Below are 16,871 nucleotides of genomic sequence, written 5' to 3' on the forward strand. Positions count from 1 at the left end.
TCAGGCTCCTTGAGCATTGGGCGAGGTCTCGGCGGCCGGGCTCGTCTCGGCGGGGGACCCGCCCTTGTCACCGCGCAGCGCGTTCCGCAGCATCTCGTGCCAGCGGGGGCGCTTGCGCGGGGGGACGTGATCCACGCCGCCGGGCGACCACGGGTTGCACCGCAGGATGCGCCAGGCGGTCAGGGCCGTGCCCTTGATCGCGCCATGCCGGTCGATGGCCGTGAATCCGTAGTGGGAACACGACGGGTAGTACCGGCAGACGGGGCCCAGAAGAGGGCTGATCGTCCACTGGTACAGCTTGATGAGAGCCAGCAGCGGGTACTTCATCGCGTGCCCCCTCCCAGCAGCCGCTGGAGAGCGGCGTCCAGGTCTCGGGCCAGCTGTGCGTGTTCGGCGTCGCCGGCTCCGGGCAACGCCCGTACGACCACCAGGCTACCGGGGGGCAGCTCGGAGAGACGGTCGCGGACGAGATGGCGCAGACGTCGCTTCACCTGGTTGCGTACGACCGCACCGCCCACTGCCTTGCTCACGACGAAACCCGCACGCGTCGGGGGAGCGCTCTCCCCAGGCGCGTGCGGGTTCGTTGCACCGCTGCGTAGGTGGACGACGAGGAGCGGGCGACCAGCCCTGCGACCTCGGCGTACCGCTGTTGCGAAGTCCTCGCGCCGCCTCAGCCGATTCTCGGTAGGCAGCACGTCATGACCTGTTTAAGCGGATCAGGCGGACAGCGCCGAGCGACCCTTGGAACGGCGGTTCGCAAGGATGGCGCGACCGGCACGCGTACGCATGCGCAGGCGGAAGCCGTGGGTCTTGGCGCGACGACGGTTGTTCGGCTGGAAGGTGCGCTTGCTCACTCGGGGGCTCCAGAAATGATTCGTAGATGGCGGGACATCGCCTGGCTGTCACCGTGCGCCCACGAGTAGCTCGCAATACGCCCGAGTGCACCGCTACACGATCACTGACCGTGATCTTTGCCCATCGGAGGCAGGCGGCAGCAGCCATCGACAACTCGACCTGGTTACGGTACGCGCGGCTACGCCATCCGGTCAAACCGACCTGTCGCCACCCCCCATTGTGCACAGGCTGTGGACAACAACTTGAACCACGTCATCCGGCCCGACTACCGTGGACGGTCTCCACAATCTTTTGCCGTTCTGTCCCACCTGTCCTCACCGGACCCGTCCTCACGGACTTCGACCCACTGTCCCCGAGAACCACACCATCGTGGGACCTGCGAGAAAGCGTGCCCTGTGGCTGACGTACCTGCCGATCTTGCCGCAGTGTGGCCACGCGTCCTGGAGCAGCTCCTCGCGGAGGGCCAGCAGGGAATCGAGCCCAAGGACAAACAGTGGATCGAGCGCTGCCAGCCGCTCGCCCTGGTCGCGGACACCGCTCTGCTCGCCGTGCCCAACGAGTGGGGCAAGCGGGTCCTCGAGGGCCGGCTCGCCCCCTTGATCAGCGAGACGCTCAGCCGTGAGTGCGGCCGGCCGATCCGGATCGCGATCACCGTCGACGACTCCGTCGGCGAGCCGACGCCGCCGGCGCCCCCGGTGCAGCCGCAGCAGCCCCGCTACGACGAGCGCGCGCAGCCCGAGGCGTACGAGAAGTACGACGGCGGCTACGGCCACCGGCCGATGCCCGACGACGGGCTGCCCACGGCGCGCCCCGCCTATCCGGACTACGCGCAGCCGCAGCGGCCCGACCCCGGCGCCTGGCCGCGCACCCAGGAGGACCTCTCCTGGCAGCAGCCGCGGCTCGGCGGCTACCAGGAGCGCGCGCCGTACACGGGTCCGGAGCAGTCCCGGAGCACCCGGTACGACGAGCCCGCCCGCGGCTACGAGCCGCAGCGGCCGGACCGCTCCGAGCTGCCCGAGCCCCCGAGCCACGGTCCCCGGCCTGGTCCCCGCCCCGGCGGTCCGGTCCCCGGACCGGTCGGTGTGCCGGGCGGCGGGCACGGCTCCTCTTCCTCCGGGCAGGGCGCGGGCGCTCCGGGCGAGCAGCACGCGCGGCTGAACCCCAAGTACCTCTTCGACACCTTCGTCATCGGTTCCTCGAACCGCTTCGCGCACGCGGCCGCCGTCGCGGTGGCCGAGGCGCCGGCGAAGGCGTACAACCCCCTCTTCATCTACGGGGAGTCGGGTCTCGGCAAGACCCACCTGCTGCACGCCATCGGACACTACGCGCGGAGCCTCTATCCGGGCACGCGCGTGCGGTACGTGAGCTCCGAGGAGTTCACCAACGAGTTCATCAACTCGATCCGCGACGGCAAGGGCGACGCCTTCCGCAAGCGCTACCGCGACGTGGACATCCTGCTCGTCGACGACATCCAGTTCCTGGCGAGCAAGGAGTCGACGCAGGAGGAGTTCTTCCACACCTTCAACACCCTGCACAACGCGAACAAGCAGATCGTGCTCTCCTCGGACCGGCCGCCCAAGCAGCTGGTGACCCTGGAGGACCGGCTCCGCAACCGCTTCGAGTGGGGACTGACCACCGACGTGCAGCCGCCGGAACTGGAGACGCGCATCGCGATCCTCCGCAAGAAGGCGGTGCAGGAGCAGCTCAACGCCCCGCCGGAGGTACTGGAGTTCATCGCCTCCCGGATCTCGCGGAACATCCGTGAGCTGGAGGGCGCGCTGATCCGGGTGACGGCCTTCGCGAGCCTCAACCGGCAGCCGGTGGACCTCGGGCTCACCGAGATCGTCCTCAAGGACCTGATCCCCGGGGGCGAGGACAGCTCGCCGGAGATCACCGCTCCCGCGATCATGGCGGCCACCGCCGACTACTTCGGTCTGACGGTGGAGGACCTCTGTGGATCCTCGCGCAGCCGTGTCCTGGTGACGGCCCGGCAGATCGCCATGTACCTGTGCCGTGAGCTCACCGACCTGTCGCTGCCGAAGATCGGCGCGCAGTTCGGCGGTCGCGACCACACGACGGTGATGCACGCGGACCGGAAGATCCGGGCCCTGATGGCGGAGCGGCGCTCCATCTACAACCAGGTCACCGAGCTCACCAACCGCATCAAGAACGGCTGACGCGGGCCGCCACGGCCCCTCCAGAAGCGCTCCGAGGGCGCTCCGGGACACCTCCCGGGGCGCCCTTCGGCGTTCCCGCGGCCCTTCGGCCGTCCCCCGCCGCCCCTGGCGTGTTCGATTACTCCGTTCCGGTGGCGGGTTCTCCACAGATTGGGGGATGATCTCCCGTCCACAGGGTGGGGACTGTTGAGTTATCCGGATTGTGTCCACAGGCCAGCCTGGTGACAGATCATCACCCCAGGTCAGGCCCTTGTGGAATTGTTGGCAAACGATCTCCACAGGCTGTGGATGAATCTTTCGTCCACAGGGGGTCCCGAAGGTTGTCCACTGGCTGCCCACAGGGGGCGGCCGGTTGCCCACAGCTTCTCCACACCGCTGTCCACTGTTCGGCAACGAAACACCCCCGCTCACCGGCCCGAGTGAAAGCGGTCACACCAAGGGAGACGTTTGGGCTGTGGGGAACCTGGGGAAAGCTGGGGACAGCGCTGGGGAGAACTCCCCATGGCCTGTGTACCGGGTGTGCAGAACTTTCGGGTGTCCACAGAAACCCCTGGTTGTCCACGGGGTCCACCCACAGGCTCGGTGGACAAAAAACCGACCCTGACCTGCGAAAACGACGTTATCCACGGTTTCCACAGGCCCTACTACTACTCCCACATAGAGTTAGCCCGGAATTCGCTTCGAAGTGGGACGTGTGGACAACTCGGCGCCGGAGCTCCGACGCGCTCTCGTCGCGACTTGACCCCGAGCAGCACCGAGTGTCGGCGGCGTACGTCAGACTGGTTCCCGCAGTCGACGAAGAGCCAGCAACAGCAGGAGGCGGTTCCGGTGAAGATCCGGGTGGAGCGCGATGTACTCGCGGAGGCGGTGGCCTGGGTGGCCCGCAGCCTCCCGGCCCGTCCGCCGGCCCCCGTCCTCGCGGGCCTTCTCCTGAAGGCCGAGGACGGCGCCCTGAGCTTCTCGAGCTTCGACTACGAGGTCTCCGCCCGGGTCTCGGTCGAGGCCGAGGTGGAGGAGGACGGCACCGTCCTCGTCTCCGGCCGCCTGCTCGCCGACATCTGCCGCGCCCTCCCCAACCGCCCCGTGGAGATCTCCACAGACGGTGTACGGGCGACCGTGGTCTGCGGCTCCTCCCGCTTCACCCTCCACACCCTGCCTGTGGAGGAGTACCCGGCTCTGCCGGAGATGCCCACCGCGACCGGCACCGTCCCCGGTGAGGTCTTCGCCTCCGCCGCCGCGCAGGTCGCCATCGCCGCCGGCCGTGACGACACGCTGCCCGTCCTCACCGGTGTGCGCATCGAGATCGAGGGCGACACCGTCACCCTGGCCTCCACCGACCGCTACCGCTTCGCGGTCCGCGAGTTCCTGTGGAAGCCGGAGTCCCCGGACGCCTCCGCGGTCGCCCTGGTGCCCGCCAAGACCCTCCTGGACACCGCCAAGGCGCTCACCAGCGGCGACACGGTGACCCTGGCGCTCTCCGGCTCCGGCAAGGGCGAGGGCCTCATCGGCTTCGAGGGCGCGGGCCGCCGCACCACCACCCGCCTCCTGGAGGGCGACCTCCCGAAGTACCGGACCCTCTTCCCCACCGAGTTCAACTCGGTCGCGGTGATCGAGACCGCCCCCTTCGTGGAGGCCGTGAAGCGCGTGGCCCTGGTGGCCGAGCGCAACACCCCGGTCCGGCTGAGCTTCGAGCAGGGCGTGCTGATCCTGGAGGCCGGTTCCAGCGACGACGCACAGGCTGTGGAGCGGGTGGACGCGCAGCTGGACGGCGACGACATCTCGATCGCCTTCAACCCGACGTTCCTGCTGGACGGCCTGAGCGCGATCGACTCCCCGGTCGCCCAGCTCTCCTTCACGACCTCCACCAAGCCGGCGCTGCTGAGCGGCAAGCCCGCGCTCGACGCCGAGGCGGACGAGGCCTACAAGTACCTGATCATGCCGGTGCGGCTGAGCGGCTGACGTCCGTCGTCGGGGTCGTCGCCTGAGCGGCCGACCCCACAGGTGTGCACGGGGGTCCGGGCGTAGGCTCGGACCCGGGTACACCGCACACGACGCTTAAGGAATCTCTGATGGAGCTCGGTCTCGTCGGTCTCGGCAAGATGGGCGGCAACATGCGTGAGCGCATCCGCCGCGCAGGCCACACCGTCATCGGATACGACCGCAACCCGGACCTCGCCGACGTCCCCAGCCTCGAAGAGCTTGTGGGCAAGCTCAAGGGTCCGCGCGTCGTGTGGGTCATGGTTCCGGCCGGTGCCGCGACCCAGTCCACCATCGACGAGCTGGCCGACCTGCTCTCCCCCGGCGACATCGTCGTGGACGGCGGGAACTCGCGCTGGACGGACGACGAGAAGCACGCCGAGGAGCTGGCCGCCAAGGGCATCGGCTTCGTCGACTGCGGCGTCTCCGGCGGCGTCTGGGGCCTGGAGAACGGCTACGCGCTGATGTACGGCGGCTCCGCCGAGGACGTGGCGAAGGTCCAGCCGATCTTCGACGCGCTCAAGCCCGAGGGCGAGTTCGGCTCGGTCCACGCGGGCAAGGTCGGCGCCGGCCACTTCGCGAAGATGGTCCACAACGGCATCGAGTACGCGATGATGCAGGCCTACGCCGAGGGCTGGGAGCTCCTGGAGAAGGTCGACTCCGTCACCGACGTGCGCGAGGTCTTCCGCTCCTGGCAGGAGGGCACGGTCATCCGTTCCTGGCTGCTCGACCTCGCGGTGAACGCACTGGACGAGGACGAGCACCTGGACAAGCTGCGGGGCTACGCGTCGGACTCCGGCGAGGGCCGGTGGACGGTCGAGGCCGCCATCGACAACGCCGTCCCGCTGCCCGCGATCACCGCCTCGCTGTTCGCGCGGTTCGCCTCCCGCCAGGACGACTCCCCGCAGATGAAGATGATCGCCGCGCTGCGCAACCAGTTCGGCGGCCACGCGGTCGAGACGAAGAAGTAATCCACAGGCTGTGCACCCCGCGGTGCACAGCCGCCGGGGGAAGAAGGTCGGCGCCCACCATGCACGTCACGCACCTCTCGCTGGCCGACTTCCGCTCCTACGCCCGGGTCGAGGTCCCACTCGACCCGGGCGTCACCGCTTTCGTGGGCGCGAACGGCCAGGGCAAGACCAATCTGGTCGAAGCCGTCGGCTATCTCGCGACCCTCGGCAGCCACCGCGTCGCCTCCGACGCCCCCCTCGTCCGGATGGGGGCGGAGCGCGCGGTCATCCGGGCCGCGGTCACCCAGGGCGAGCGCTCCCAGCTGATCGAGCTCGAACTCAATCCGGGCCGGGCCAACCGCGCCCGCATCAACAGGTCCTCACAGGTCAGACCACGTGATGTGCTCGGGATCGTACGGACGGTGCTGTTCGCCCCCGAGGATCTCGCCCTGATCAAGGGCGATCCCGGGGAGCGCCGGCGCTTCCTCGACGAACTGATCACGGCGCGCACGCCGCGCATGGCGGGCGTGCGCTCCGACTACGAGCGCGTGCTCAAGCAGCGCAACACGCTCCTCAAGTCGGCCGCGATGGCCCGGCGCCACGGCGGCCGCGGCATGGACCTGTCGACCCTGGACGTCTGGGACCAGCACCTCGCCCGGGCCGGTGCCGAGCTGCTCGCCCAGCGCCTCGACCTCATCGGCGTCCTGCGGCCGCTCGCCGACAAGGCGTACGAGCAGCTCGCACCCGGCGGCGGACCGGTCCTGCTCGAGTACCGGCCCTCCGCACCGGGCACCGGGCACACCCGCGAGGAGCTGTACGAGCAGCTGCTCGCCGCGCTCGCCGAGGTCCGCAAGCAGGAGATCGAGCGGGGCGTCACGCTCGTCGGACCCCATCGGGACGAGCTGCTGCTGAAGCTCGGCGACCTCCCCGCGAAGGGGTACGCCAGCCACGGCGAGTCCTGGTCGTACGCGCTGGCGCTCCGGCTGGCCTCGTACGACCTGCTGCGCTCCGAGGGCAACGAGCCGGTCCTCGTCCTCGACGACGTCTTCGCCGAGCTGGACGCGCGGCGGCGCGAGCGGCTCGCGGAGCTGGTGGCGCCGGGCGAGCAGGTGCTCGTCACGGCGGCGGTGGACGACGACGTCCCGGGCGTGCTCGCGGGCACCAGGTACGCCGTGTCCGGCGGGACGGTGGAGCGGGTATGAGCGAGAGCGATTCCCCACAGCCTGTGGACAAGCCCGCGGTGCCCGAAGCCTCGGGTGTCGATCTCGCGCGGGTCGCGCTGCGCGCCGCCAAGGAGCAGGCGAAGGCGCGGGGCGCGGCGGCGGCGCAGAAGAAGCAGGCCCGGCGCGGTGGCGGGCTGCGCTCCGGCGCGCGTGCGGACGGCCGCGACCCGATGGCGCTGGGCGCCGCGATCAACCGGCTGATCACCGAGCGGGGCTGGGAGACCCCGGCGGCGGTCGGCGGGGTCATGGGCCGCTGGCCGCAGATCGTCGGCGAGGACCTGGCGAAGCACTGCGTACCGCTGAAGTTCGACGACGAGCCGGACGCGCGGGTGCTGACGGTGCAGTGCGACTCGACGGCGTGGGCGACGCAGCTGCGGCTGCTCGCGCCGACGCTGGTCGCGCGGCTCAACGAGGACCTGGGGCACGGGACCGTGCGGCTGATCAAGGTCCTCGGTCCCGGTGGTCCCCGCCGGGGGTACGGGCCGCTGCGGGCGCCGGGGTCCGTCGGGCCAGGGGACACGTACGGGTAGGAGGACGGGTCCCTTCCCCGGGGCGCGGGTCCGTTCCCCGGGCCGCTGGTCCGTTCCCGGGCCGCTGGTCCCTTCCCCGGGCCGCCGGTCCGTTCCCGGGCCGCGGGTCCGTTCCCGGGCCGCGGGTCCGAGTGCGGTCCGAGTGCGGTCCGAGTGCAGGGCGCCGTGCGGATGCCTCCGTGACCCGGTGCTCCGCCCCGCCGGAACACCTGCCCACAACGAGCTACCGCTCGAAGCGCTGGGTGGCCGTCAGGGGGCTCTGGAGCCCCTATCCGGATATGGGGAGTCGTCTCGCGCCCGCTCAGGGCGGCACATGCGCATTCAGGTACCGGCAAACCCCCATGAGTGTCGGCGCTACCGGTAGACTGGTAGACAATCCCGCCACCCTGCGGAACAAGTCGAACGACGCAGCCGCTCCCGTATGCCCGGAGAACGGCCTGTGCTGTGCCAGAAAGGGCGCTTCGTGGCCGATTCCGGCGACCCCAACGAGAACAACCAGTACACCGCCAGCAACATCCAGGTCCTCGAAGGCCTGGATGCCGTGCGCAAGCGCCCTGGCATGTACATCGGCTCGACCGGCGAGCGCGGTCTGCACCACATGGTGCAGGAGGTCGTCGACAACTCGGTCGACGAAGCCCTGGCCGGCCACGCCGACACCATCGACGTGACGATCCTGGCCGACGGCGCCGTGCGCGTCGTCGACAACGGCCGCGGCATCCCCGTCGGCATCGTCGCGTCCGAGGGCAAGCCGGCCGTCGAGGTCGTGCTGACGGTCCTCCACGCGGGCGGCAAGTTCGGCGGCGGCGGCTACGCGGTCTCCGGCGGTCTGCACGGCGTCGGCGTCTCCGTCGTCAACGCCCTCTCCACCAAGGTCTCGGTGGAGATCAAGACCGACGGCCACCGCTGGACCCAGGACTACAAGATGGGCGCCCCGACCGCGCCCCTCGCCCAGCACGAGCAGACCGACGAGACCGGCACCTCGGTCACCTTCTGGGCCGACCCGGACATCTTCGAGACCACCGAGTACTCCTTCGAGACGCTGTCGCGGCGCTTCCAGGAGATGGCCTTCCTCAACAAGGGCCTGACGATCACGCTCACCGACGAGCGCGAGTCCGCGAAGGCCACCGTCGGCGCCGACGACCCGGACGCCGAGGCCGCCGCCACGCCGGCCGCGCGCACGGTCAGGTACCACTACGAGGGCGGCATCGTCGACTTCGTGAAGTACCTCAACTCGCGCAAGGGCGAGCTGATCCACCCCACGGTCATCGACCTGGACGCCGAGGACAAGGACAAGAACCTGTCCCTCGAAGTCGCGATGCAGTGGAACAGCGGCTACAGCGAGGGCGTCTACTCCTTCGCCAACATCATCCACACCCACGAGGGCGGCACGCACGAGGAGGGCTTCCGGGCGGCGCTGACCTCGCTGATCAACAAGTACGCGCGCGACAAGAAGCTGCTCCGCGAGAAGGACGACAACCTCACGGGCGACGACATCCGCGAGGGTCTGACGGCGATCATCTCGGTCAAGCTGAGCGAGCCGCAGTTCGAGGGCCAGACCAAGACCAAGCTGGGCAACACCGAGGTCAAGACCTTCGTCCAGAGGGCGGTCTACGAGCACCTCAACGACTGGCTGGACCGCAACCCGAACGAGGCCGCGGACATCATCCGCAAGTCGATCCAGGCCGCCACCGCGCGCGTGGCCGCGCGCAAGGCGCGCGACCTGACCCGCCGCAAGGGCCTCCTGGAGTCGGCGTCGCTGCCGGGCAAGCTCTCCGACTGCCAGTCGAACGACCCGTCCAAGTGCGAGATCTTCATCGTCGAGGGTGACTCCGCCGGCGGCTCGGCCAAGTCCGGCCGCAACCCGATGTACCAGGCCATCCTGCCGATCCGCGGCAAGATCCTGAACGTCGAGAAGGCCCGCGTCGACAAGATCCTGCAGAACACCGAGGTCCAGGCGCTGATCTCCGCCTTCGGCACCGGTGTGCACGAGGACTTCGACATCGAGAAGCTCCGCTATCACAAGATCATCCTGATGGCGGACGCCGACGTCGACGGCCAGCACATCAACACCCTGCTGCTGACCTTCCTCTTCCGCTTCATGCGGCCGCTGGTCGAGGCCGGGCACGTCTACCTCTCCCGCCCGCCGCTCTACAAGATCAAGTGGGGCCGGGACGACTTCGAGTACGCGTACTCGGACCGGGAGCGGGACGCGCTCGTCGAGCTGGGCAAGCAGAACGGCAAGCGGATCAAGGAAGACTCGATCCAGCGCTTCAAGGGTCTCGGCGAGATGAACGCCGAGGAGCTGCGCGTCACCACGATGGACGTCGAGCACCGCGTTCTCGGCCAGGTCACCCTGGACGACGCGGCCCAGGCCGACGACCTGTTCTCGGTGCTGATGGGCGAGGACGTCGAGGCGCGGCGCTCGTTCATCCAGCGCAACGCCAAGGACGTTCGCTTCCTCGACATCTGAGTCGGTCTCAGCTGACCGTACGAAAGGACTGACGACCAGCAATGGCCGACGAAATCACTCCCGGCACCACCGAAGAGCAGGAGCCCGTGCTCCGGATCGAGCCCGTCGGGCTCGAGACCGAGATGCAGCGCTCGTACCTCGACTACGCGATGTCCGTCATCGTGTCCCGCGCGCTGCCCGACGTACGGGACGGCCTCAAGCCCGTCCACCGGCGCGTGCTCTACGCGATGTACGACGGCGGTTACCGGCCCGAGAAGGGCTTCTACAAGTGCGCCCGCGTCGTCGGCGACGTCATGGGCACGTACCACCCGCACGGCGACTCCTCGATCTACGACGCGCTCGTCCGCCTCGCCCAGCCGTGGTCGATGCGCATGCCGCTCGTCGACTCCAACGGCAACTTCGGCTCCCCGGGCAACGACCCGGCGGCCGCCATGCGCTACACCGAGTGCAAGATGGCGCCGCTGTCGATGGAGATGCTCCGCGACATCGACGAGGAGACCGTCGACTTCACGGACAACTACGACGGCCGCAACCAGGAGCCGACGGTCCTCCCGGCCCGGTTCCCGAACCTGCTGGTCAACGGCTCCGCCGGTATCGCCGTCGGTATGGCCACCAACATCCCGCCGCACAACCTGCGCGAGGTCGCGGCCGGTGCCCAGTGGGCGCTGGAGCACCCCGAGGCCAGCCACGAGGAGCTCCTCGACGCGCTGATCGAGCGGATCAAGGGCCCCGACTTCCCCACCGGCGCGCTCGTCGTCGGCCGCAAGGGCATCGAGGAGGCGTACCGCACCGGCCGTGGCTCGATCACGATGCGCGCGGTCGTCGAGGTCGAGGAGATCCAGAACCGCCAGTGCCTGGTGGTCACGGAACTTCCGTACCAGACCAACCCGGACAACCTCGCGCAGAAGATCGCCGACCTGGTGAAGGACGGCAAGGTCGGCGGCATCGCCGACGTCCGTGACGAGACCTCGTCCCGGACCGGCCAGCGCCTGGTGATCGTGCTCAAGCGCGACGCCGTCGCCAAGGTCGTCCTCAACAACCTGTACAAGCACACCGACCTGCAGACGAACTTCGGCGCGAACATGCTGGCGCTCGTCGACGGCGTGCCGCGCACCCTCTCGCTCGACGCGTTCATCCGCCACTGGGTGACGCACCAGATCGAGGTCATCGTCCGCCGGACGAGGTTCCGGCTGCGCAAGGCCGAGGAGCGCGCCCACATCCTGCGCGGTCTGCTCAAGGCCCTCGACGCGATCGACGAGGTCATCGCGCTCATCCGCCGCAGCGACACGGTCGAGGTCGCCCGCACGGGCCTGATGGACCTGCTCTCGATCGACGAGATCCAGGCGAACGCGATCCTGGAGATGCAGCTCCGCCGGCTCGCCGCCCTGGAGCGCCAGAAGATCGTCGCCGAGCACGACGAACTCCAGGCGAAGATCAACGAGTACAACGCGATCCTGGCCTCCCCGGAGCGCCAGCGGGCGATCGTCAGCGAGGAACTCGCCGCGCTCGTCGAGCGGTTCGGCGACGACCGCCGCTCCAAGCTCGTGCCCTTCGACGGTGACATGTCCATCGAGGACCTGATCGCCGAGGAGGACATCGTCGTCACCATCACGCGCGGCGGCTACGTGAAGCGGACGAAGACCGAGGACTACCGCTCGCAGAAGCGCGGCGGCAAGGGTGTCCGCGGCACGAAGCTGAAGCAGGACGACATCGTCGACCACTTCTTCGTCTCCACCACCCACCACTGGCTGCTGTTCTTCACGAACAAGGGCCGGGTCTACCGGGCCAAGGCGTACGAGCTGCCGGACGCCGGCCGGGACGCGCGCGGTCAGCACGTGGCGAACCTGCTGGCCTTCCAGCCGGACGAGCAGATCGCCCAGATCCTGGCGATCCGCGACTACGAGGCCGCGCCGTACCTGGTGCTCGGCACCAAGGCCGGTCTGGTGAAGAAGACCGCGCTGAAGGACTACGACTCGCCCCGTTCCGGCGGTGTCATCGCGATCAACCTGCGGGAGCGCGAGGACGGCAGCGACGACGAGCTGATCGGCGCCGAGCTGGTCTCCTCCGAGGACGACCTGCTGCTCATCTCCCGGAAGGCGCAGTCGATCCGCTTCACCGCCACGGACGACGCGCTGCGTCCGATGGGACGCGCCACCTCGGGCGTCAAGGGGATGAGTTTCCGCGAGGACGACGAGCTGCTCTCGATGAATGTCGTCCGGCCCGGTACGTTCGTCTTCACCGCGACCGACGGCGGGTACGCGAAGCGCACCCCCGTCGACGAGTACCGCGTCCAGGGCCGTGGCGGCCTCGGTATCAAGGCCGCCAAGATCGTCGAGGACCGCGGTTCGCTCGTGGGCGCGCTGGTGGTCGAGGAGACGGATGAGATCCTCGCCATCACGCTGTCCGGCGGTGTGATTCGTACGCGAGTCAACGAAGTCAGGGAGACCGGCCGTGACACCATGGGCGTCCAGCTGATCAACCTGGGCAAGCGCGATGCCGTCGTCGGCATCGCACGGAACGCCGAGGCGGGCGGCGACGACGAGTACGTCGACAGCGCCGACGACGCCGAGGGCGTGGTCGAGTCGGTCGAGGCCGACGCCGAGGCGGTCGAGGGCACGGAGCCTTCGGCCGGGGAGCACGAGGAGTAAGAGCGTGAGTGGAGCCACGGGCGCCGGATCGGCGGCTGCCGGAGCTTCTGCTGGTGCTGGAGCGAACGGCGCCCGTGGCCCCGCCACGGACTCCCAGGGGGTTGCGGTGACGGACACTCGGGGGCAGCAGCCCTCGTACGAGACCTACAACGGGCCGCTGCCCGGCGAGCGCCCCCAGGGGCAGCCGGGAGCGCCGTACCACCCGCCGCAGGCGTACGGCGCCCCCGCGGGCGGTACGCAGGGCGGGCAGACCGGGGCCGTGCGCCGGCCGCGGACCGGGGCGCGCACGACGCCCAGGACGCGCAAGGCGCGGCTGCGGGTGGCCAAGGCCGACCCGTGGTCGGTGATGAAGGTGAGCTTCCTGCTCTCCATCGCGTTGGGCATCTGCACGGTCGTGGCCGCGGCGGTGCTGTGGATGGTCATGGACGCCATGGGCGTCTTCTCGACGGTCGGCGGGACGATCAGCGAGGCCACGGGCTCGAACGAGTCCAACGGCTTCGACCTGCAGTCGTTCCTGTCGCTGCCGCGGGTGCTGATGTTCACCTCGGTGATCGCCGTGATCGACGTGGTGCTGATGACCGCGCTCGCGACGCTGGGCGCGTTCATCTACAACCTGTCGGCGGGCTTCGTGGGCGGTGTCGAGCTGACGCTGGCCGAGGACGAGTGAGCCGCGTGGGGGCCGGGGCAGGAACCGATTTTGGGACTGGCCCCCACGTGCGCTAATGTTCAGGAGTCAGCGCGCGGGACACACACCGCAAAGCGCGGCGGGGCTATAGCTCAGTTGGTTAGAGCGCATCCCTGATAAGGATGAGGCCACAGGTTCAAATCCTGTTAGCCCCACAGTTCAGATCGACCCGGATGGTTCCTCCATCCGGGTCGATCTGTTTGTGTGAGGTTTGAAGCTCGCACAGGTCACCGATCGGTATCGGTCGATGTGTAGAGTGGGCGTCAGAAGTCTCCTACGTCAACGAAAGACGAGGTCGCGCGGTGAAGAAGCTTCTCCTGGTCGCACTGGCCGCCATCGGCGGGCTCCTCGTGTACCGCCAGATCCAGGCGGATCGCGCCGAGCAGGACCTGTGGACGGAGGCGACCGACTCCGTGCCCGCAGGTTCCGGTGTCTGAGACACACACACTCTGTGGGTGAAGCCCCGGCCGCGTGAGCGGACCGGGGTTTCGCTTTTTCCGAACGCCTTTCTCTTCTTTCGCTTGCGTGAATCATCTGCTTGCTGAAGCAAAGTGCTCGTGTCGTGGTTCCGTGAAGGGCAGGATGGACCGGCACCGCAGGGCGGGATCGGACGGGAGAAGCGCGTGAGCACGCAGGCCGGGAGGCGGACCGGGATCGGCCGGAGGGCGGGGGCCCTGATCGCCGCGGCCGCGGCCATGGGAGCGGTGACGGCACTGCCCGTCCAGGCGCGGGCCGCCGAGGCGGCCACGACCGTGCTGCCGGCCCGGGCCCCGGCCGCCGAGGAGGCCGGAGGGGCGGCGGTGCCGGGGTACGCCTTCGACGACGCGGCCCGGCGGATCAAGGGCGCGGCCTCCAGCCTCGACGCGAAGCCCCTCACGACCGGCCTGACCTACCGCGACACCCTCGGGAAGAACGGCAAGGTCTACTACCGGGTCGACCTCGACGCCCGGCGGAACTCCTACGTCTCCGTCGTCGCCGTCCCCAAGCCCGGCGGCAAGGTCGACTACGGCGACGGCTTCAAGGTCGGCATCCAGGACAACTCCGGAACCGACTGCGGCTACCAGCAGGTCGACTTCGCCTCCGGTCAGTACCCCAGGCCGCTCGCCGCCTACGCCCGCCGGATCGTCGACCCGGACTCCTCCAGCTGCCAGAAGCAGGGCGCCTACTACGTGGTCGTCGAGCGCGACTCGGCCGAGGCCTCCACCCCGGACGACTGGGAACTGGAGATCCGGTACGTCACCGAGCCCCTCCTCAAGCAGCCGGGCCCCTCGGCGCTCCCCGAGGCCTGGCCCTCGGGCACGCCCGCCCCGCCGGCCGGAGGCCAGCAGAAGCGCCAGGGCGGCGCCGGGTTCCACGGGGCCGTGTCCCTGCGGGAGGGCGAGTGGCGGGCGGACATCAGGCCCGGTCAGACGCTCTTCTACCGGGTGCCCGTGGACTGGGGGCAGCAGCTCTTCGCCAGCGCCGAACTCGGCAGCGGCACCGAGGGCGACTCGGTGAGCAACGCGCTCACCCTGTCGCTCGACAACCCGGCCCTCGGCTTCGTCGACATGAACACGGTCCGCTACGACGGGAAGCCCGCGACGCTGGCGCTCGACCCGCTGCGTCCGGTGGCCCACGAGAACCGCACCTCGTACGACGAGGCCACCAGCGGCATGCGGTTCGCCGGCTGGTACTACCTGTCGGCGACGCTGAGCCCCGAGGTCGCCGCCGAGTACGGCGACGGGCCGGTGCCGCTGACGCTCCGGGTGAACGTCGAGGGAAACCCCGGGCGGCCGCCCGCGTACGACGGGGACCCGGGGATGTTCTCGGTGACCGCGGACGACCGGGAGGCGGCGGCGAGCGGCGCCTCCGGGGCGGCGGCCACGACGGACGGCACCATGAAGGTCGTCGCGGCGGCCGGGATCGGCACCGGCACCGTGCTGCTCCTCGGGCTCGGGGCCTGGACCCTGCTGGCCCGGCGGCGGACCTGAGTCAGAGCTGCGCCAGGGCCCAGAAACCCACCGCGAGCGACACCAGCGCGAGCAGGAGCACCGGGACCGCCACCTTCGGGGGCGGTCCCGGTCGGCGTACGGGGGCGGGGTGCGGGGGCGCGGTGGGTGCCGTGAACGGGGTGGGAACCTGATCGGGTCGAGCGGTGTATGGATGAGTAGGGGCTTGTCCGTACGGCGCCACGGGGGTGGGTGCTTGCTCGAAGGAGGGGGTCGGGTGCGTGACCGGGGGAGGCAGATGGAAGCTGCCCGTCTCGGAGGGCCCGGGCAGCGTCGCGGGCGCGGGCGCGGGCGCGGGGACGTGGGCGGCGGGCTGGTGGGCCGGGTACGGCTGGTGTGGTGGCTGTACGGGCTGCGCCGGGGGCTGTACGGGCTGTGCCGGGGGCTGTACGGGCCGCTCACCGGGCTCCGTGCGCCCGGCGGGCTCACCGGGCTTCGTGGGGGCGGCGGGCTTCGTGGGGCCTTCGGGGCCGAAGCCGGCCGGGAGCGGGCCCAGCTGGTCGGAGATCACGACCGGCTGCTCGTCGGGCCGCGGCTCGGGCAGCATCTCGACGGCGGCGCTCAGCGCCTTGCGCGCCCCCGTGGCCGTGCGGAACCGGGTCTGCGGGTCGGGCTGCAGCAGACCGGCCAGCACCTGCCACAGCGCCTCGGGGACGCCCTCAGGGGCCCCCGGGGTGCCGTGCGCGAGGAAGTGCGCGACGAGGACCTGGGAATCCGGCTTGCGCCCCTGGAGCAGATACAGCGCGACCAGCCCGACGGCGAAGAGGTCGGCGGTGAAGTCCGGCTCGGCGCCGAGGAGCTGCTCGGGCGCGAAGTAACCGGGCGTCCCCACCACGTAGTCGGTCTCGGTGAGGCGGGGTTCGCCCTTGCGCATGGAGATGCCGAAGTCGGACAGCCGCAGATGCGGCCGCCCGGCGCCGGTGACCTCCATGAGGATGTTGGCGGGCTTGATGTCCCGGTGCACGACCCCCTCGGCGTGCACCGCGGCCAGGCCCGAGAGCAGCTGGTCGAGGAGCGTGCAGACGAACCGGGGCGGCAGCGGGCCGCAGTCCCCGATGACATGGGCCAGCGAGCCGCCGGCCACCAGGTCCATGGTGAAGAGGACCTTGTCGTCGTCGGCGGCCCAGCTGGCCGGGGCGAGGACGTGCGGGTGATCGATCCGCAGCGCCTGCTCGCGGACGAAGCGGAGCAGCGTGTGGGCGTCGCTCTGCAGCAGGACCTTGGCCGCCACATAGCGACGGCGCCGGTGGTCCCAGGCACGCCACACGGCGCCCGCCCCGCCGCGCCCGATCGGGTCGATCAGCTCGTACCGACCAGCGAAGACCTCACCCATCGCGCTGCGCCCGCTCCCCGTGTGCGTCGTCTCTC

Annotated in this window: 14 protein-coding genes and 1 tRNA gene; 11 read left to right on the forward strand and 4 right to left on the reverse strand. The window is 70.0% G+C overall.

Features of this window, described 5'->3' with window-relative positions:
• Genes yidD through rpmH form a run of 3 tightly spaced genes read right to left on the reverse strand, consistent with a single transcriptional unit; the run spans position 1 to position 854 of the window.
• Positions 1–327, reverse strand: coding sequence for a membrane protein insertion efficiency factor YidD (yidD, locus tag ABTY59_RS08360; protein WP_352018112.1), 327 nt, complete (start codon positions 325–327; stop codon positions 1–3).
• Positions 324–695: a ribonuclease P protein component gene (rnpA, locus tag ABTY59_RS08365; protein WP_352018113.1), complete on the reverse strand. Its 372-nt coding sequence runs from the start codon at positions 693–695 to the stop codon at positions 324–326. Before rnpA ends, yidD begins: the two co-directional genes overlap by 4 nt.
• A gap of 21 nt (positions 696–716) precedes the next feature.
• Positions 717–854, reverse strand: coding sequence for a 50S ribosomal protein L34 (rpmH, locus tag ABTY59_RS08370; RefSeq protein ID WP_007265229.1), 138 nt, complete (start codon positions 852–854; stop codon positions 717–719).
• Positions 855–1,250: 396 nt separating this feature from the next.
• Here rpmH and dnaA point away from each other — a divergent pair, with 396 nt between their 5' ends.
• The 11 genes from dnaA (at position 1,251) to ABTY59_RS08425 (ending at position 15,485) form a co-directional block, all read left to right on the forward strand.
• Positions 1,251–3,032, forward strand: a complete 1,782-nt coding sequence (gene dnaA, locus ABTY59_RS08375; RefSeq protein WP_352018114.1) for a chromosomal replication initiator protein DnaA — start codon at positions 1,251–1,253, stop codon at positions 3,030–3,032.
• An 828-nt stretch (positions 3,033–3,860) separates the two neighbouring features.
• Positions 3,861–4,991, forward strand: coding sequence for a DNA polymerase III subunit beta (gene dnaN, locus ABTY59_RS08380; RefSeq protein ID WP_041130169.1), 1,131 nt, complete (start codon positions 3,861–3,863; stop codon positions 4,989–4,991).
• Between the two features lie 110 nt (positions 4,992–5,101).
• On the forward strand, positions 5,102–5,980 hold the full coding sequence (gene gnd, locus ABTY59_RS08385; RefSeq protein WP_352018115.1) for a phosphogluconate dehydrogenase (NAD(+)-dependent, decarboxylating): 879 nt from the start codon (positions 5,102–5,104) through the stop codon (positions 5,978–5,980).
• A gap of 59 nt (positions 5,981–6,039) precedes the next feature.
• Entirely contained in the window at positions 6,040–7,161 is a 1,122-nt protein-coding gene (gene recF, locus ABTY59_RS08390; RefSeq protein WP_352018116.1) for a DNA replication/repair protein RecF, read from the forward strand.
• Complete coding sequence (locus ABTY59_RS08395; protein ID WP_352018117.1) at positions 7,158–7,712, forward strand: DciA family protein; 555 nt, start codon at positions 7,158–7,160, stop codon at positions 7,710–7,712. Before recF ends, ABTY59_RS08395 begins: the two co-directional genes overlap by 4 nt.
• Before the next feature lie 439 nt (positions 7,713–8,151).
• Positions 8,152–10,182, forward strand: coding sequence for a DNA topoisomerase (ATP-hydrolyzing) subunit B (gene gyrB / locus ABTY59_RS08400; protein ID WP_352018118.1), 2,031 nt, complete (start codon positions 8,152–8,154; stop codon positions 10,180–10,182).
• Between the two features lie 41 nt (positions 10,183–10,223).
• Positions 10,224–12,830, forward strand: coding sequence for a DNA gyrase subunit A (gyrA, locus tag ABTY59_RS08405; RefSeq protein ID WP_352018119.1), 2,607 nt, complete (start codon positions 10,224–10,226; stop codon positions 12,828–12,830).
• 106 nt (positions 12,831–12,936) lie between these two features.
• The gene (locus ABTY59_RS08410; RefSeq protein ID WP_352018120.1) at positions 12,937–13,497 is read left to right on the forward strand and encodes a DUF3566 domain-containing protein; all 561 of its coding nucleotides are present in this window, start codon (positions 12,937–12,939) and stop codon (positions 13,495–13,497) included.
• Between the two features lie 99 nt (positions 13,498–13,596).
• A tRNA-Ile gene (locus tag ABTY59_RS08415) sits at positions 13,597–13,670 on the forward strand.
• A gap of 147 nt (positions 13,671–13,817) precedes the next feature.
• The gene (locus ABTY59_RS08420) at positions 13,818–13,952 is read left to right on the forward strand and encodes a DLW-39 family protein (RefSeq protein ID WP_003958712.1); all 135 of its coding nucleotides are present in this window, start codon (positions 13,818–13,820) and stop codon (positions 13,950–13,952) included.
• Between the two features lie 186 nt (positions 13,953–14,138).
• Entirely contained in the window at positions 14,139–15,485 is a 1,347-nt protein-coding gene (locus ABTY59_RS08425; protein WP_352018121.1) for a hypothetical protein, read from the forward strand.
• A gap of 1 nt (position 15,486) precedes the next feature.
• Here the strand turns inward: ABTY59_RS08425 and ABTY59_RS08430 are convergent, their stop codons facing one another.
• Positions 15,487–16,836 (reverse strand): serine/threonine-protein kinase, encoded by a 1,350-nt coding sequence (locus ABTY59_RS08430; RefSeq protein ID WP_352018122.1) that lies wholly within the window; start codon positions 16,834–16,836, stop codon positions 15,487–15,489.
• Positions 16,837–16,871 lie beyond the last annotated feature (35 nt).

Origin of the sequence: Streptomyces sp. NPDC096079, assembly GCF_040303145.1 — a bacterium.
In the GTDB taxonomy this organism is placed as follows: Bacteria; Actinomycetota; Actinomycetes; order Streptomycetales; family Streptomycetaceae; genus Streptomyces.

Excerpts from the sequence above, each read along its gene's own strand:
- gnd (WP_352018115.1), top strand. The coding sequence starts at position 5,102 with ATGGAGCTCGGTCTCGTCGGTCTCGGCAAGATGGGCGGCAACATGCGT.
- recF (WP_352018116.1), top strand. The coding sequence starts at position 6,040 with ATGCACGTCACGCACCTCTCGCTGGCCGACTTCCGCTCCTACGCCCGG.
- yidD (WP_352018112.1), bottom strand. The coding sequence starts at position 327 with ATGAAGTACCCGCTGCTGGCTCTCATCAAGCTGTACCAGTGGACGATC.
- gyrA (WP_352018119.1), top strand. The coding sequence starts at position 10,224 with ATGGCCGACGAAATCACTCCCGGCACCACCGAAGAGCAGGAGCCCGTG.
- ABTY59_RS08430 (WP_352018122.1), bottom strand. The coding sequence starts at position 16,836 with ATGGGTGAGGTCTTCGCTGGTCGGTACGAGCTGATCGACCCGATCGGG.
- ABTY59_RS08395 (WP_352018117.1), top strand. The coding sequence starts at position 7,158 with ATGAGCGAGAGCGATTCCCCACAGCCTGTGGACAAGCCCGCGGTGCCC.